This window comes from Sphingomonas pituitosa NBRC 102491, from assembly GCF_001598435.1.
GTDB lineage: Bacteria > Pseudomonadota > Alphaproteobacteria > Sphingomonadales > Sphingomonadaceae > Sphingomonas > Sphingomonas pituitosa.
The window spans coordinates 1-16,502 of record NZ_BCYY01000044.1 but is presented as its reverse complement, the minus strand read 5'-3'; the positions used below and the strand labels follow the sequence as shown (position 1 = coordinate 16,502).

General features: G+C 66.8%; 12 protein-coding genes and 2 pseudogenes. 6 read left to right on the top strand and 8 right to left on the bottom strand.

The window, feature by feature from the left end:
- A pseudogene (locus SPI01S_RS21090) lies at positions 1–218 on the top strand (CpaF family protein); the annotation flags it as partial.
- Between the two features lie 4 nt (positions 219–222).
- On the opposite strand, the gene SPI01S_RS21085 reads toward SPI01S_RS21090, so the two are convergent.
- The gene (locus SPI01S_RS21085; protein ID WP_066727259.1) at positions 223–411 is read right to left on the bottom strand and encodes a hypothetical protein; all 189 of its coding nucleotides are present in this window, start codon (positions 409–411) and stop codon (positions 223–225) included.
- A 51-nt stretch (positions 412–462) separates the two neighbouring features.
- Here SPI01S_RS21085 and SPI01S_RS21080 point away from each other — a divergent pair, with 51 nt between their 5' ends.
- Complete coding sequence (locus tag SPI01S_RS21080; RefSeq protein WP_066727257.1) at positions 463–1,272, top strand: class I SAM-dependent methyltransferase; 810 nt, start codon at positions 463–465, stop codon at positions 1,270–1,272.
- A 53-nt stretch (positions 1,273–1,325) separates the two neighbouring features.
- Here SPI01S_RS21080 and SPI01S_RS23410 read toward each other — a convergent pair.
- Together SPI01S_RS23410 and phaR are read right to left on the bottom strand one after the other, a co-directional pair.
- A pseudogene (locus SPI01S_RS23410) lies at positions 1,326–1,716 on the bottom strand (DUF6882 domain-containing protein).
- A gap of 196 nt (positions 1,717–1,912) precedes the next feature.
- Positions 1,913–2,503 (bottom strand): polyhydroxyalkanoate synthesis repressor PhaR, encoded by a 591-nt coding sequence (gene phaR, locus SPI01S_RS21070; protein ID WP_066727253.1) that lies wholly within the window; start codon positions 2,501–2,503, stop codon positions 1,913–1,915.
- Between the two features lie 71 nt (positions 2,504–2,574).
- Here phaR and SPI01S_RS21065 point away from each other — a divergent pair, with 71 nt between their 5' ends.
- The 3 genes from SPI01S_RS21065 to SPI01S_RS21055 all read left to right on the top strand — a co-directional run bounded on the left by SPI01S_RS21065 (position 2,575) and on the right by SPI01S_RS21055 (position 8,983).
- Positions 2,575–3,585 (top strand): alpha/beta fold hydrolase, encoded by a 1,011-nt coding sequence (locus tag SPI01S_RS21065; RefSeq protein ID WP_084253675.1) that lies wholly within the window; start codon positions 2,575–2,577, stop codon positions 3,583–3,585.
- Between the two features lie 28 nt (positions 3,586–3,613).
- Positions 3,614–4,789 carry an acetyl-CoA C-acetyltransferase gene (locus tag SPI01S_RS21060; protein ID WP_066727251.1) on the top strand — a complete coding sequence of 392 codons (1,176 nt, stop codon included), beginning with the start codon at positions 3,614–3,616 and terminating at the stop codon, positions 4,787–4,789.
- A gap of 393 nt (positions 4,790–5,182) precedes the next feature.
- Complete coding sequence (locus SPI01S_RS21055; RefSeq protein WP_066727250.1) at positions 5,183–8,983, top strand: TonB-dependent receptor domain-containing protein; 3,801 nt, start codon at positions 5,183–5,185, stop codon at positions 8,981–8,983.
- A 52-nt stretch (positions 8,984–9,035) separates the two neighbouring features.
- Here the strand turns inward: SPI01S_RS21055 and alr are convergent, their stop codons facing one another.
- From alr to SPI01S_RS21035, 4 genes are all read right to left on the bottom strand, one after another.
- Positions 9,036–10,061: an alanine racemase gene (alr, locus tag SPI01S_RS21050; RefSeq protein WP_066727246.1), complete on the bottom strand. Its 1,026-nt coding sequence runs from the start codon at positions 10,059–10,061 to the stop codon at positions 9,036–9,038.
- A gap of 10 nt (positions 10,062–10,071) precedes the next feature.
- Entirely contained in the window at positions 10,072–11,658 is a 1,587-nt protein-coding gene (locus tag SPI01S_RS21045; RefSeq protein WP_066727241.1) for an MFS transporter, read from the bottom strand.
- A gap of 59 nt (positions 11,659–11,717) precedes the next feature.
- Entirely contained in the window at positions 11,718–12,296 is a 579-nt protein-coding gene (locus tag SPI01S_RS21040) for a 2OG-Fe(II) oxygenase (protein WP_066727239.1), read from the bottom strand.
- A gap of 77 nt (positions 12,297–12,373) precedes the next feature.
- On the bottom strand, positions 12,374–13,261 hold the full coding sequence (locus SPI01S_RS21035; protein ID WP_066727237.1) for a LysR substrate-binding domain-containing protein: 888 nt from the start codon (positions 13,259–13,261) through the stop codon (positions 12,374–12,376).
- Positions 13,262–13,357: 96 nt separating this feature from the next.
- Between SPI01S_RS21035 and SPI01S_RS21030 the strand changes: the two genes are divergently transcribed.
- The gene (locus SPI01S_RS21030) at positions 13,358–14,143 is read left to right on the top strand and encodes an SDR family NAD(P)-dependent oxidoreductase (RefSeq protein ID WP_066727235.1); all 786 of its coding nucleotides are present in this window, start codon (positions 13,358–13,360) and stop codon (positions 14,141–14,143) included.
- Positions 14,144–14,180: 37 nt separating this feature from the next.
- On the opposite strand, the gene SPI01S_RS21025 is transcribed toward SPI01S_RS21030, so the two are convergent.
- The gene (locus tag SPI01S_RS21025) at positions 14,181–16,052 is read right to left on the bottom strand and encodes an ABC-F family ATP-binding cassette domain-containing protein (protein ID WP_066727233.1); all 1,872 of its coding nucleotides are present in this window, start codon (positions 16,050–16,052) and stop codon (positions 14,181–14,183) included.
- Positions 16,053–16,502: the final 450 nt, after the last annotated feature.

Here is a 16,502-nt window from a genome sequence, read left to right as displayed (position 1 = left end):
TGCGCGACGGCAGCCGCCGGGTGACCAACATCACCGAGGTGATCGGCATGGAAGGCCCGGTGATCGTCACCCAGGAGCTGTTCAAGTTCGAATATCTCGACGAGGGCACGGACGGAAAGATCATCGGCGAGTACCGCTCGATGGGCCTGCGCCCCTACACGCTCGACAAGGCCAAGCAGTTCGGCTTCGACCAGGCGCTGCTGGAGGCCTGCCTCTAGCCGCTCACCCCGCGTGCAGCGCGACGCTGACCAGCACCAGCGCGGCGAACAGGCCCGCCATTTGGATCGCCATCCACGGCATCCAGCCCACCCGCTCGAGATCGCGCCGCTTGCGTCGACGGTGTTCGGCCACACCCGCCACCAGCGCGACCAGCAGCGCAACGCCCGCGCCGATCCAGAATTGTAGTTGCATCGTCATCCTGTTGGTTCACAGTCCCGCCCCGATAGCAGGGAGCCATCGCCAATGCGCCATCGTCTTATCGGCATCGCCGTCGTCACTACCCTCGCCGCCGTCGCCAGCGTTGCTGCGCAGCAACCTGCGTCGCCGCGCCAGGCGATCGAGGGCGCCGTCGCGGCGCCGAGCCGCACCTCCGCCAACACGGCGCGAGACAAGTATCGCCACCCGGCCGAGACGCTCGCCTTTTTCGGCGTGAAGCCCGGCGACACGGTGGTCGAGATCTGGCCGAGCGGCGGCTGGTATACCGAGATCCTCGCCCCGCTCACCCGCGGCAAGGGCACGCTCTATGCAGCCGTGCCGAGCGGCAACGCCAAAGGCATCGAGGCGCTGAAGGCGAAGGACGCCGCGCTCTACGGCCCGATCCGGGTCGTCAGCTTCCCCGCTGCCACCGGCCAGGCCAAGGTGCCCGACGGCACCGCCGACGTCGTGCTTACCTTCCGCAACGTCCATAACTGGCGGATGGGCGGCAAGGACGGGAAGGACTATTCGCCCGAGGCGTTCAGGCAAATGTACGCGATGCTCAAGAAGGGCGGCACGCTCGGCATCGAGGATCATCGCCTGCCCGAGAATGCCAGCGACGAGCGCGAGACCAATAGCGGCTATCTGAAAGTGTCCACGGTCCGCCGGCTGGCCGAGGCGGCGGGCTTCAAGTTCGTCGGCGCGTCGGAAGTGAACGCCAACAAGGCGGATACCGCCGACTGGCCGAACGGCGTGTGGACGCTGCCGCCCACCTATGCGCTGAAGGACCAGGACCGTGCCAAATATGCCGCGATCGGCGAGAGCGACCGCATGACGCTCAAGTTCCGCAAGCCCTGACGGATCGCACCGGATGCGTGGACCGCCCCCGGGGTGGTTCACGCACCTAGCGGCTAAGGTCGCCCGGCTGGAGCGACGGTGACGGTGCCGAAGGTCATGTACACGAGCGTCGTCCCCGAGCGCCCGCGATAGGCGCCCTGCGCGCCCGACAGATACAGCGCGACGGCGGTGAACTGCCACGCCTGCTGCTCCGTGCATTGCACCTTGCGCGTGGTGTACAAGGGCAGGTGCTGGTGCTCGCCGAATGCGCGCGCGAGCCTTGCGTCGCTCCGCCGCGCCTCAGGGATCGATGGATGATCCCAGCCCCACAGAAAGCGTGTTGTAGGTGCCGATGACCTGAACGGGCGCGCTGGCCACGTAGGTTGGCGCCGTGAACCGGATCTGCCCTTCATCCAGATCGACGCTCCAATCGAAATGCTCGCGGCCGACCGTGTGCTGGAACACCTCCGTCTTCACGGCGATTTCGGCCCGGGCACGTTCGAACACCTGCGCCTTGGGTTCGTTCACGCGCTGCTGCGGGTCATCCGGCAGGGCGGAGGCCCCAAGAAGAAGCGCCAAGGCAACGATCCATCCAGACACGCCTCCTCCCCCTGTACGCCTGCCGGCGGCACGCCGAGGCGCGCCGCCGCCCGGATCGGGATTACTTGCCCAGCTTCTCGATCTTTTCCTGCAGCCGGGCGAGTTCGGCCTTCAGCGCCGAGACGTCGTCGCCGCCGCCGCCGGCTTCCGCAGCCGCCGGGGCAGCAGCCGGGGCCGGTGCAGCCGTCGACGGCGGATTCGCCGCGCCGCCCGGCTGGAAGGCACTCGCCGCGGCCTCGAACATCGCTATGTTGCGCTTGGCGATCTCCGCAAAGGGCGAATTGGCGAAGGCACCCTCGACCGCCGACTTGAACTGCTCCTGGTTGCGCCGGAAGCTGTCCATCGACGCTTCCAGATAGCCCGGCACCATCGCCTGCATCGAATCGCCGTAAAGCGCGATCAGCTGGCGCAGGAAGTTGACCGGCAGCATGGTCTGGCCGCGCGATTCCTCCTCCATGATGATCTGGGTGAGGACATTATGGGTGATGTCCTCCTCCGTCTTGGCATCGACGACCTTGAAGTCGCGGCCTTCGCGCGTCATCGCTGCGAGATGCTCGAGCGTGATGTAGGACGAAGTCTCGGTATTATAGAGGCGGCGGTTCGCGTATTTCTTGATGATGACCGGCCCGCTTCCAGGTGCAGCTTTCTTCATGGGAACCCCCGCACGTGACAGATGCGCACCTAACAACAGTTTCTGACGCGCCGCAACACGGACCGCGCCCTTTGCCGCTTTTTCTTGCAATGCTGCGCAATGAAACAGCAGCATCGCCGGAAAAGCGGGCGGCGGCGCTGGCGGGCCTTGCTGCCTATCAGCGCGCGCCGCGCCCGAAGCCGCGACCGGAAAAGCCGGTCCTGGCCCGGTCAGGGCGTGCCGTGCTGCGCGATTATGGCGGGCATGGCCAACCGGTGGTGTTCGTCCCCTCGCTGATCAATCCGCCGCTGGTGCTGGACCTGGCGCGCGGCAATTCGCTGCTGCGCTGGCTGTCGCGGCAAGGCGTGCGGCCGCTGCTGGTCGACTGGGGAAACCCGACGCCGGACGAGGCCGCGCTGGACATGAACGGCCATGTCGAACAGTTGCTGCTTCCCTTGCTGCGCCAGCTGCGGCGGCCGCCGGTACTGACCGGATATTGCCTGGGCGGCACCATGGCCATCGCGGCGGCGCACGCCGTCGAGACTGCGGGCCTGGTAACAATCGCCGCGCCCTGGCACTTCGCCGGCTATGGCGCCGCACTCGAAGGCTTCGCGGCACTGTGGGATCAGGCCTATCCCACCTGCGAACAATTGGGGCTGGTGCCGATGGAGGTGCTGCAGGCGGGCTTCTGGCAGCTCGATCCGCGCCGCACGATCCTCAAATATGAGCGGTTCGGCCGCCTGCGCGCCGATGATCCCGAAGCCCGCGCCTTCATCGCCCTCGAGGACTGGGCCAATGCCGGGGCGCCGCTCACCTTCGGCACCGGCCGCCAGCTGTTCGACGACTTTCTCTCCGCCGATCTGCCCGGCCGCGGCCGCTGGGAGGCGGCGGGCACGACGGTGCGGCCGGAGACGCTGGGGATGCCGATGCTCTCTCTTGTCTCCACCACCGATCGCATCGTGCCGGCGGCCAGCGCCGCACGGCTGGGCGAGGTGCGCGAGATGGCGCTCGGCCATGTCGGCATGATTGTCGGCGGTCGTGCGCGCAAGGCGGTTTGGGAACCGCTAGCCCACTGGCTAACCACGCTGCGCCGCACTAGATAGCCACCAAACACACTCCCAGGAGACCAGCATGACCGACGTCGTGATCACCGCAGCCAAGCGTACCCCGGTGGGCAGCTTCCTCGGCGCCTTCGCCGCCACCCCCGCGCACGAACTGGGCCGCGTCGCGATCGAGGCCGCGCTCGCCGAAGCCGGCGTCAAGGGCGAGGATGTCTCGGAGGTCATCCTGGGCCAGGTGCTCACCGCCGCGCAGGGCCAGAACCCGGCTCGCCAGGCGTCGATGAACGCCGGCGTACCCAAGGAAGTGCCCGCGTGGGGCGTGCAGCAGGTCTGCGGGTCGGGTCTGCGCGCGGTGGCGCTCGGCTTCCAGTCGATCCGCAACGGCGACGCGACGATCATCGTCGCGGGCGGCCAGGAATCGATGTCGATGAGCACGCACGCCCAGTCGCTGCGCCCCGGCACCAAGATGGGTGACCTGAGCCTGGTCGACACGATGATCAAGGACGGCCTGACCGACGTGTTCAACGGCTATCACATGGGCATCACGGCGGAGAATCTCGCCGAGCAGTATCAGGTGACCCGCGCCGACCAGGACGCGTTCGCCGTCCGCTCGCAGAACCTGGCGGAGAAGGCGCGCACCGAGGGCCGCTTCAAGGACGAGATCGCGCCGGTCACCATCAAGACCCGCAAGGGCGAGACGATCGTCGCCGACGATGAATATATCCGTGCCGGCGCGACGGTGGACAGCGTCGCCGGCCTGCGCCCCGCCTTCAAGAAGGACGGCACCGTTACCGCCGCCAACGCCTCGGGCCTCAACGACGGCGCCGCGGCGCTGGTGCTGATGAGCCGCGAGGAAGCCGAAAAGCGCGGTGCGCCGATCCTCGCCACGATCCGGAGCTGGGCGAGCACCGGCGTCGACCCGTCGGTGATGGGCATCGGCCCGGTCACCGCCAGCCGCAAGGCGCTGGAGAAGGCCGGCTGGACGATTGCCGACCTCGACCTGATCGAGGCGAACGAAGCGTTTGCGGCGCAGGCGCTGTCGGTCGGCAAGGAACTCGGCTGGGATGCCGACAAGGTGAACGTGAACGGCGGCGCGATCGCGATCGGTCATCCGATCGGTGCCTCGGGCGCGCGCATCCTGACCACGCTGGTCCACGAGATGGGCAAGCGCGACGCCAAGAAGGGCCTTGCGACGCTCTGCATCGGCGGCGGCATGGGCATCGCGCTTTGTGTCGAGCGCGACTGATCGCTCTTTCAACCGATTGCATGCGTGGGCCGGAGCGGAGTCTCCGGCCCATTTTTTTTGCACGCCGCCGCTGTGCCCAATTTGGCAGCGCCCCCTGCCCTGCCGTGCCTTCAATTATTTCCTGAACGTCAGATTAATAGAAACATAGTTGCAATACATGTAGCAAAACTGCCACAGGGCTTTTCAATCTGCGACCGTAACATTGTCGCCTATTGTAATTTTAGTGCGCCTTCGCGTGAAATGACGTCATCAGGCATCCCGCCTGGTGGGGCAAAAATCATGAATCCATCCCGTTGGCTGGGAGCGTCTGCGCTCGCCAGCATTTCCCTCTTGTTTCCAGTCGCGGCGTTTGCGCAGACTGCCGCTACGGACTCCGCGCAAACTGCAGCCGGGGTGCAGCGGAACGACCGCGTCAACAATCCAGCCGAGGATCAGTCGACGGTCGTCGTGACCGGCTCGCGCATCGCGCGCCCCGAATATGAAGGTGCCCTGCCGGGCGTGCAGATTCGGGCCGACACGATCGACACCCGCGGCTTCACCAACGTGCTCGAAGCGCTGCAGGACATTCCGCTGGTCGGCGCCGGCGCCAGCCCGCTCAACGGCAACAATGGCGGCCAGACGGCCAGCCTGGGTGCGGCGTTCGTCGACCTGCTCGATCTCGGCACCGCACGCACGCTGACGCTGGTCAACGGCCGTCGCTTCGTCTCGGGCAACTCGGCATCGCTGTTCGTCGCCGGCAACGAGACCGGCAGCCAGGTGGACGTGAACGCCATCCCGTCGTCGCTGGTCGACCGCATCGACATCGTCACCGCCGGCGGCTCCGCCGTCTACGGCGCGGACGCGATCGCCGGCGTGGTCAACTACATCCTCAAGACCGACTTCCAGGGCTACCGCCTCAACGCGCGCGGCGGCATGTCGACGCGCGGCGATTCGGGCCAGTACCAGCTCAGCGGCATCGCCGGCTGGAACTTCATGGACGATCGCGCCAACGTGACGATCTCCGGCGAATATAGCCGCAACGACGGTCTCCAGGCGGTCGCACGCAACTTCCGCAACGTGCGCGCGGGTAGCTACACCAATCCGTTCAACGGCGGCGTGCGTAATCCGAACTTCACCGGCACCGCCCTGATCGACGTGACCGGCGCCAACAACGGCGCGTTCCTGCGCGCGTCGGATGACGGCCAGCCTTCGTCGCTGTTCGGCTTTGGTCTGGTGAACCAGGCACTGAGCAACCCGGGCACGGTACTCAGCGTCAACAGCACCAGCTTCTACACGCCCTATACACCGATCACCTCGGGCACCGGCGCGGGGCTGCGCACCAGCAACTACATCACCTTCCAGAACGGCCTCGCCCCGGTCGGCTTCGCGATCAACGCGACCACCGCGTCGGGCGCGCGCACGACGATCAGCACCAACAACAACGGCTATTGGGTCACCAGCGCCCAGGCGATTCCGGGCACGCCGGGTGTTGGTCTGACCTACAACAACGGGACGAGCATCGGCAACCTGACCGGCAACGGCCTGAACGGCCGCACCACGGCCATCAGCAACGTGCCGTTCGCCACCTTTGCGCCAACCACGGTCGCAGCGGCGCTGGTACCGCAGGTACTCGCCGCCTATGGCGTGACCGCGCCGAGCGGTGCCACGCAAGCCCAGCAGAGCCTGCTCGCGGTCAACCTGCTGCAGGCTAACCGCTTCACCGCGCGCGAATTCCTCTCGGCCAACCCGAACGTCAACCTCAACTACTTCATCGGCACCTTCGCGCCGGACGTGCCGCGTGTCGCCAACACCGACACCTCGCTGGTCAACGTAAAGATGAACGGCACCACCGTGCAGGTGCCGGTGAACCAGGTGCTGCCGTATGTCGCGGTGCCGCTGGAGTTCACCGACAACGGCGTGCTGCGGCCCTACACCTTCTCCGGCCCGATCACCGGCGCGATGCCGATCACGATCGGCTCGGCCGCGGGCGGCAATGGCGGCTTCCGCCGCAGCCTGGAGAACACCGTGCTGCGCACCCAGCAGGACCGCTACGTATTCAACGGCAACGCCAACTTCAAGATCAACGATTCGCTGACCTTCTGGACCGAGAACATGTATGCCAATGTTCTCAACCGGTCGCTCGGCAACATCTCCGGCGCGCAGAACTTCCTGACCAACACGCAGGAAAACGCGGCGCTGATGGTCAACTACAACAACCCGTACCTGTCGGCGGCGAACCGCACCGTGCTCGATTCGGTCGGCATCAACCCGGCGGCGACCAACCAGGGCAACTTCCTGGTCACCCGCCAGAACCAGGACATCTTCGGCGCCAATCCCTATACCAACCGCCAGGAAACCTATCGCGTCTCGGCCGGCCTGAAGGCCAAGTTCGAGCTGCTGGGCAAGGCGTGGAACGCCGAAGTTTCGGGCACCTACGGTAACTCGAAGCAGAACACCCGCAGCTACGGCATCGGCGACGTCGAGTATCAGCTGGCGCTCGATGCGGTGGACCAGGGCCTGGCGACGAGCGGCGTGGCGAACGGCAAGATCATGTGCCGCTCGCAGATCTTCCCCAACCAGTATCTGGGCAAGACGCCGATCGGCACGGCGGAGAACATCACCCGCGTGAAGGGCAGCGACGGCCTGCCGACCGAAGTGCTCGTCACCCCGACGATCACCCAGGACATGATCAACAGCTGCCAGCCGCTCAACCCGTTCGGCTACAACCAGATGTCGCAGGCATCGAAGGACTACGTGACCAGCCCCTCGCTGTTCCGTAACGTTTCCGAGCAGACCTACCTCAACGCCAATTTCGGCGGCGGACTGTTCGACCTGCCGGCAGGCGAATTCGCCTTCAACATCGCGGGCGAATATCGTCGCGAGCACCTGGCGTTCAGCACCAACGAGCTCAACCGTCTCGGTCGCTCGCGTTCGGCGCCCTCGGCGAACACCGATGCGTTCACCAAGACCTATGAGTTCGGCGGCGAATTGTCGGTGCCGCTCACCAGCAGCGAGTTCCTGCCGTTCCTGGGCAACCTGACCTTCAAGCCGGGCGGCCGCTTCACCAAGCAGAACGGCGAGGCGCAGACCTATCGCAGCCTCGCGGGCCAGGTGGTGACGCCGAAGGCCAGCGGCAAGTGGAACTCGATCTACTCGCTGGCCGGCACCTGGGCCCCGATCCGCGACATCACCTTCCGCGGCAACTACACCAAGTCGGTGCGCCAGCCGTCGATCGTCGAACTGTTCCTCGGCGGCCAGCCGGTGTTCAGCACGCCGACCGACTATTGCAGCCAGGGCAACATCGATTCGGGTTCGTTCCCGAAGAATCGCCGTGCCAACTGCATCGCGGCGGTGATCGCCAACGGCAACGCCACCGACAACGCATCGGCAACCAGCTTCCTGTCCAGCTACACCCCGGCGGGTGCAGGCCTGCAGGGCACCTATACGGGTGCACCGAACCTGCGCGCCGAAAAGGGCACGAGCTGGATCGCCGGTGTCGCGCTGCGTCCGCGGTGGATTCCGGGCCTGAACCTCTCGGCCGACTATCTCGACGTCCGCGTCGACGACACGATCGTGCCGGTGGGCCTCAGCCAGATCCTGCAGACCTGCTATGACAGCCCGACCTATCCGGACACCACGGGTTCGGTGGGCCTGAACACCTGTTCGCAATTCTCGCGCGACAGCAGCTTCCAGCTTCAGAACGGCTATCGCGCCGGCTTCCTGAACCTGGGTGCGATCAAGGTGAAGGCGATCAACGCGTCGATCGATTATTCGGTGAACTTCGGGTCGGACAAGCTGCAGCTCTACGCGAACGGCTATTACCTGATCACCTATGACAGCTCGTCCTCGGGCAAGTTCGACGACACGATGGCCAGCGCCGGCAGCCGCACGCGGCCGAAGCTGAAGACCACCGCGCGCGTCCGCTACGATCACAAGAATGTGTTCGGGCAGATCGCCTGGTATCGCGAATCGCCGACGAACATCTTCGTCAGCGGTCTGGTCGCCACGAACGAGCAGTATCCCTATTACCGCTACTCGCCGGTCAACGACGTGAGCATCGCGGTGGGCGCTTCGGTGAACCAGAACTTCCGCATCCAGGCGACCGTGTCGAACATCCTCGACCAGACGTCGGTCGGCCAGCTCGGCTACGAGTTCGCCGATTACTACGATCAGATCGGCCGCCGCTTCCAGCTGTCGGTCACCACAAACTTCTGATCGGAAGATCGGAACAACCTTGGAGGGCCGCCCCATCGGGGCGGCCCTTTTCTTATGCCCAGACGCGATCGAACCGCGCGGCCAGGCCGGTAAGCAGCTCATACTGCGACAGCCCGCTCAGCGCCGCGGTTTCCGGCAGGGCATAGTCCATCGCCACCCAGTCGCCCTCGCCCAGATCGGGCGCGGCATCGACGCAGATCGCGGTCAGGTCCATCGAGACGCGGCCGACCACCGGCAGCACCGCGCCCCGCGCGCGCGCGCGTCCCCGGTTCGAGAAGCAGCGCAGATAGCCGTCGGCATAGCCGAGGTTCAGGATCGCCACCTCCATGTCGCGCGGCGCGGTATAGGTGGCGTTGTAGCCGATCGTGTCGCCCGCCGACACGCGTCGCCGCTGGAGGATCTGCGCCTCGGGCGTCACGACCTGGCGGATCGCGTCATGGGGCGCGCGCTGGCGACCACCATAGAGGGCAATGCCCGGCCGGGTGAGGTCGAAATGATAGTCCGCGCCCAGCGCGATCCCCGAACTGTTGGCAAGGCTCATCCGCCGCGCCGGGCTGCGACCGGCAAGCGCGGCGAAGGCATCGCGCTGGCGGGCGTTCAGCGTAACCTCCTCGTCGGCGGAGACGAGGTGGCTCATCAGCGTCTCGACCGCCAGGCCGCCGAGCAATCCGTCCGCCACCGCCTGCGGGGAGACCCCCAGCCGGTTCATGCCGGTGTCGACCATCACGTCGCAGACCCCGCCACCCGCCTCGCGCCAGCGCGCGACCTGTTCGGGGCTGGCCAGCACCGGCCGGACGTTGGGCGGGCGATCCGCCATGTCCTCGGCCCGCGCGCCGTGCAGCACCGAGATGGTCACGCCCAGATCGGCGAGTTCCCGCGCCTCCGCCCAGCTTGCCACGAAGAAGTCGCGGCACCCGGCAGCGGCAAGCCGCTCGACCACGCCGCGCGCGCCCAGGCCATAGCCGTTCGCCTTCACCGCCGCGCCGCAGGCCGCGCGGCCGCTCATCCGCGACAGCAGCGTCCAGTTCGCGACAAGGGCAGCGGTATCGAGGCGGAGGCGGAGGGGAGCTTGGGTCATCCCCTGCCGGTTAGCGCTGCTGCCCGCGAAGCGCCACTGTCTCGCGCAGGCCGAGCATCGTCACCAGCAGCGCCATCGCCACCACCGCGAAGGTGTACCACAGCCCCGCATAGGGATTGCCCGTGCGCGCGACGATGTACTGGCTGATGAAGGGCAGGAAGCCGCCGAAATAGCCGGTGCCGATATGATAGGGGATCGACATCGACGAATAGCGGATGCGCGTGGGGAACATCTCGCTGAGCAGCGCCGCCACCGGGCCATAGGTCGCGCCGCACAGCGCCATCAGCACCGTCATCGCCACCAGGATCATCGCGATGTCGGTCGGCGCGGGCACGATGCGATCGAACCGGTAGCCCGCTTCCTTGAGCGCGGTTTCCACCACCGCGGGCTCGTTCTGCGGCACCACCTGCCCGCCGATCGTGACCACCACCGACGGCGCCTTCGCCGTCTTGTAGCTCACGCCCAGCTTGGAAAGATGGTCGAGCATGCGCCCGCATTCGTCGGCCTGCTTGGTGGCGAAGGGATCATAGGCGCAGTTCGGCCCCGCGACGACCACCGGCTGGCGGATCGCCGCCCGCGCCAGGCCGGGATTGGCCGCGCTGCCGATCACGTAGAAGCAGGGGAACAGCAGCAGCAGGGTAAGCGCATAGCCGATCACGATCGGCGGCTTGCGGCCGACCTTGTCCGAAAGCCGGCCGAACAGCACGAAGAATCCGGTGCCGATCACCGCGCCCGCGCCGGTGATCAGCTGCGCCGCCGTCTGGTCCAGTCGCATCGGGCCAGAGAGGAAGGCGAGCACCGAAAACATCGCCGTGTACCAGACCACCGTCAGCCCGGCGGCGATGCCGAACAGCGCGACGAACAGGCGCTTCTTGTTGCCGGGATAGGTGAAGCTCTCGACCAGGGGATTGCGCGCCGTCTCGCCCGCGGCCTTCATCGCCCGGAACACCGGGCTCTCGGAGAGCCGGAACCGCATCCACAACGAGATGGCGAGCAGCACCAGCGAGAAGAGGAAGGGCAACCGCCAGCCCCAGGCCTCCCACACCTCACCCGCCGCGAACTTGAACAGCAGCACCACGGCGAGGCTGAGGATGAAGCCGCCGACCACGCTCGCCTGGATGAAGCTGGTATGATAGCCGGCGCGGCCCTCCGGCGAATGCTCGGCCACGAAGATCGCCGCCCCGCCATATTCGCCGCCCAGCGCCAGACCCTGCGCGACCCGCAGCGCCAGGATCAGGATCGGCGCGGTTGCCCCGATTTCCTTGTAGCTCGGGACCAGTCCGATGCCGGCCGTGGCCAGCCCCATCACCGCGATGGTGACGAGGAAAGTATATTTCCGCCCCATCCGGTCGCCGAGAAAGCCGAACACCACCGCCCCCAGCGGCCGGAAGCCGAAGCCGACCGCGAAGGTCGCCCAGGAGAGCAGCGTCGCCAGCGTCTCGTTGCCCGAGGGGAAGAAGGTGTGCCCGAGGATGCCGGTGGCGGTCAGCGTGCCCCAGATGAAGAAATCATACCATTCGAAGACGGTGCCCAGCGACGAGGCGCCGATCACCATCCGCATCTCGCCGGCGCTCGGCGTGCAACCCTCGTCCGTCATCCGCTGCTTCCCCCGCGTTTCGCGGTGGTTCTACAGCAGTCGCGCAGAGGAGCAACGCCTCAGGCGCGACGTCCCAGCGTCTTGAACATCAGCGTGATCCGCGCGGCATCGGCCGCGCCGCCATAGATCGGCCGCGCGGCGTGCGGGATGGTGCCGGGGAAGATCACCAGCCGATCGGGCTTGGGCACCACCGCCTTCACCACCTCGCTGCCGCCGCGATTGAAGAACAGCGTCTCGCCGCCCTGGTCGGCGTTCCAGTCGGCCTGGGGGTAGTAGATCGCGGTAAGGTGGTCCTTGCAGTTCGAATCGAGATGGACGCCGCCGCCGATTCCGGCAGGCATGCGGTTGGCGTAGCAGCGCGACAGCCGCTGCGCGCGCAGCGGCTTGCGCAGCAGGTCCTCCCAGACCTCCGCCACCAGCGGCGCGGCGCCTGCCAGTTCCCCGGCGATCCTGTTGGGATCGCGGTCCTCCTGCCCGCTCTTCTGATAGCCGGCAAAGTGCTTGTAGAAATAGCGGGGGGCGTCCGGCGCAGCGGAGGAATAGGCGCCGTGCTGCCAGCCGGGCTGGTCCAGAAAATCCCAGATGCGCTGGCGCCGCTCGTCGCCCAGGAAATGATCGAGTACGCGAATGTCGTTCAACGGCCGGTCCTTGCAACCCGCCCCGGCGGGGGCCGCACCGCGTTAACGGAACAAGGTTAAGGCCAGGTTAGGCACGGTCACAGGATCAGGTTTTCCTTGAGGAAATCGACGAAGGACCGCACCCGCAGCGCCAGTCGCGCATGGCCGGCGAACAGCGCATGGATGTCCTCGCCGTCCTGCGGATTGAACGGCTGGAGCACCTCCACCAGCCGGCCCGCGGCAAGATCGGCGGCGACGTGAAACCGGCCGAGCCGCGCGATTCCGCCGCCTGCCACTGCCATCAGCCGCACCGCCTCACCCGAATTGCCGAGGAACGGCCCGTCCATGGTCCGCTGCACCACCGCGCCTTCGATGCGGAACGGCCAGCTGTCGATCGAGCGACGGAAGTTGAAGCGCAGGCAGACATGGTCGTCCAGATCGCGCGGATGCCGGGGTGTCCCCGCCGCCGCGAGATAGTCGGGACTTGCGACCACTGCCATGGTGCTGCGGCCTAGCTTCAGCGCCTTGATCCCTGCATCGCGCAGGGGGCCCACCCGGATCGCGATGTCGGCGCGCTCCTCCACCAGCTCCACCAGCGCATCGGACAAGGTGAGATCGACCGTCACCGCGGGATGCGCGCGCAGATAGGCGGGAAGGATCGGGATGAGGAAATGCGTGCCGAACGGTACCGACGCATTTACCCGCAAAGGGCCGCGAGGCACGCGATCGCGGTCGAAGCTCTGCTCGATCGCATCGATCTCCGCCATCAGGCCGGAGACGCGCGCATGATAGGCCTGCCCCTCGGGCGTCAGCGCCAGTGCGCGCGTCGTGCGGGTCGCCAGTTGCACGCCCAGCCGCGCCTCGAGCCGAGCCATGCCGCGGCTAACGGCAGACGGGGTGATCCGTAGCGCCTTGGCAGCCCCGGCCAGGCTGCCCTGCGCCGCCACGGCCAGAAACATCTCCATCTCGCCCAGCCGGTTGTCCATTGATGATTCCGATGCACTTCTGTGATGCTGACTGGCGGTCTAATCAGCAATCCGCTGCGCGCCTACCTCCCGCCGGACACTGGAAGGAGATTTCGCATGGACCTGCAGCTCACCGGCAAGACCGCCCTGGTCACCGGTTCCACCGCCGGCATCGGCCTCGCCATCGCCGAACGGCTGGCGCAGGAGGGCGTCGCCGTGACGATCACCGGCCGCAGCCAGGCCAAGCTCGACGAAGCCGCCGCACGCATCAGCAAGCTGGGCAAGGTAACCGCGGTGCTTGCCGATCCCGCCACGGCCGACGGCGCGGCGACGCTGATCGCGGCGGTCCCGGAGACCGACATCCTGGTCAACAATCTCGGCATCTACGAAGCCAAGCCGTTCGCCGAGATCAGCGACGACGACTGGCACCATCTGTTCGAGGTCAACGTCGTCAGCGGCGCGCGGCTCGCCCGCCATTATTTCCCGCGCATGCTGGCGCGCGACTGGGGTCGGGTGCTGTTCATCGCCAGCGAGAGCGCGCTCGTCGTGCCGAGCGAGATGATCCACTATGGCATGACCAAGACCGCGCAGCTCGCCATCGCCCGCGGCCTGGCCGAGCAGACCCGCGGCACGAACGTGACGGTCAATTCGGTGCTGCCGGGGCCGACGCGCTCCGAGGGCATCGTCGAATTCATCCGCTCGGTGGTCGACGACAAGGACGCGTCCGAGGCCGAGCGCGAGGCGGAATTCTTCACCAAGATGCGCCCGCTCTCGCTGATCCGCCGGCTGATCGAGGCAGAGGAGATTGCCGCGCAGGTGGCGCTGCTCGCCAGCCCGCTCGGTGCGATCACCAACGGTGCGGCAATCCGCGTCGAGGGCGGCATCGTCCCGACGATCGCGTGAGCTGGATCCTCCCCTGCTTTGCAGGGGAGGATGCGGATCAGCCGCCGATCGCCTCCAACGCCTCGCTGGCTTCCATCCAGACCAGTTCAGCCGACTCAATCTGGCCGCTCACGTCCGCCCGACGCTTCATCAGGTCGGTCATGGTGAGCTTGGTCAGCGCCGCATCGGCATTGGCGGGATCGAACATCGCCTTTTCCAGCGCCGAAAGCTGCGCCTGGAGCCGGGCGAGTTCGGTCTCCGCCGCCTTGGCCGCCTTGCGCAGCGCCGTGCCCTTTTCGCGGGCCTCGGCGGCGGCGCGGCGGGCTTCCTTGCGATCGGCCTTGGACGCGCCGCTTTTGCCGCCGCTGCCGTCCTTGGAGAGGACGAAGCTGATATAATCGTCCAGCGTGCCGTCGAACTCGCGCGCGGTGCCCTGGTCGACCAGCACCAGCCGGTCCGCCGTCATCTCCAGCATGTGGCGATCGTGGCTGACCACCACCACCGTGCCGCTATAGCCGTTGAGCGCCTGGATCAGCGCCTCGCGCGCGTCGACGTCCAGGTGGTTGGTCGGCTCGTCGAGGATCAGCAAATGCGGCGCGTCGCGGGTGATCAGCGCCAGCGCGAGGCGCGCCCGCTCGCCGCCCGAAAGCTTGCCGACCTTGGTCGTCGCCTTGTCGCCCGAGAAACCGAACCGGCCGAGCTGGCTGCGCACCGCGCCGGGGCTGGCGCCGGCCATGTTGCGCGTCATGTGCTGCAAGGGCGTATCGTCGCGGTCGAGTTCTTCCACCTGATACTGGGTGAAATAGCCGACCTTCATCTTGCCGCTGCTGTTGATCCCGCCGTCCATCGGCGTCAGCTGCGCGGCGAGCAGCCGGGCGAGCGTGGTCTTGCCGTTGCCGTTGCGGCCGAGCAGCGCGATCCGGTCGTCGGGATCGATGCGCAGGTTGAGCCGCTGGAGGATCGGCGTGTCGCCATAGCCGACGCTGGCCATGTCGAGCGTGATCAGCGGCGGGCGCAGCTCGTCCGGATTGGGGAAGTCGAAGCTGAGCGAGGGATCGTCGACCAGCTCGGCGATCGGCTGCATGCGGGCGAGCGCCTTTTGCCGGCTCTGCGCCTGCTTGGCGGTGGAGGCACGCGCCGAGTTGCGGGCGATATAGTCCTGCAGCTTCTCGCGCTCGGCCTGCTGCTTCACGCGCGCGGCGGCGAGCTGGGCCTGGCGCTCGGCGCGCTGGCGCTCGAACGCGTCATAGCCGCCCGGATACAGCGTCAGCTTGCCGCGCTCGAGGTGGAGGATATGGTCGACGACGTTGTTGAGGAAGTCGCGCTCGTGGCTGACCAGCAGGATCGTCGCCGGATAGGACTTCAGGAAGTCCTCCAGCCACAGCACCGCTTCGAGATCGAGGTGGTTCGAAGGCTCGTCGAGCAGCAGCAGATCCGGCTGCGAGAAGAGCAGGCTGGCCAGCGCCACGCGCATCCGCCAGCCGCCCGAGAAGCTCTCCAGCTCGCGGTGCTGCATCTCTTCGTCGAAACCCAGGCCGACCAGGATGCGCGCCGCGCGCGACGGCGCTGCATGCGCGTCGATGGCGATCAGCCGCTCGTGGATCTCGCCGATGCGATCGGGATCGTGGCTGGTCTCGCTCTCCTCCAGCAGCGCGGCGCGCTCGACATCGGCAGCGAGCACCGTCTCGAACGGCGTCGCGGTGCCGCCCGGCGCTTCTTGCGCGATATAGCCGAGCTTGGCGCCGCGCGGCATGTCGACGCTGCCGCCATCGGGTTCGAGCTGGTCGGCGATCACCTTGACCAGCGTCGATTTGCCGGCGCCATTGCGGCCGATGAGGCCGATGCGGCCGCGCGGCGGCAGCTTGGCAGTGGCGGCGTCGAGGATCGTGCGCCCGCCCAGGCGCACCGTGATATCGGTCAGGTTCAGCATGATTGCCGCTCGCCTAGCCGATGCAGCGCCGCAGGGCCAGCCATCCGCATGCAAGGCGAACGATCTGCGCAAAACTCGGGTTTGGCCGTGTAACTATCTTGTCCCTCTGTGAAAATGCGGAGCAGGGGCGATGCGGCCGATCCGTGCGGCGAGGAATAGCTGCACGATTCCGCGAATTTTTTGCCGCACGAACAGAACCTTCCTCCGGCATTCTGCCTATAATTCCCATGTCGCGGTTGAATCCAAGACCGCCGGTGCGGACCATGAAGCTCGCGCTAAGAAATCTTACCGGGGGATAAATGGAAATAGAGCTGCAAGTCACGTCTTCCGCCATCATGCGCAATGCTGCCGACCTTCGGCAACAATGCATCGACGCATTGGCAGATGCCGGCGCGATCACCATCGATATCGCCGCCGTAACGGAAGCGGATCTTAGCTTCGTCCAGACGC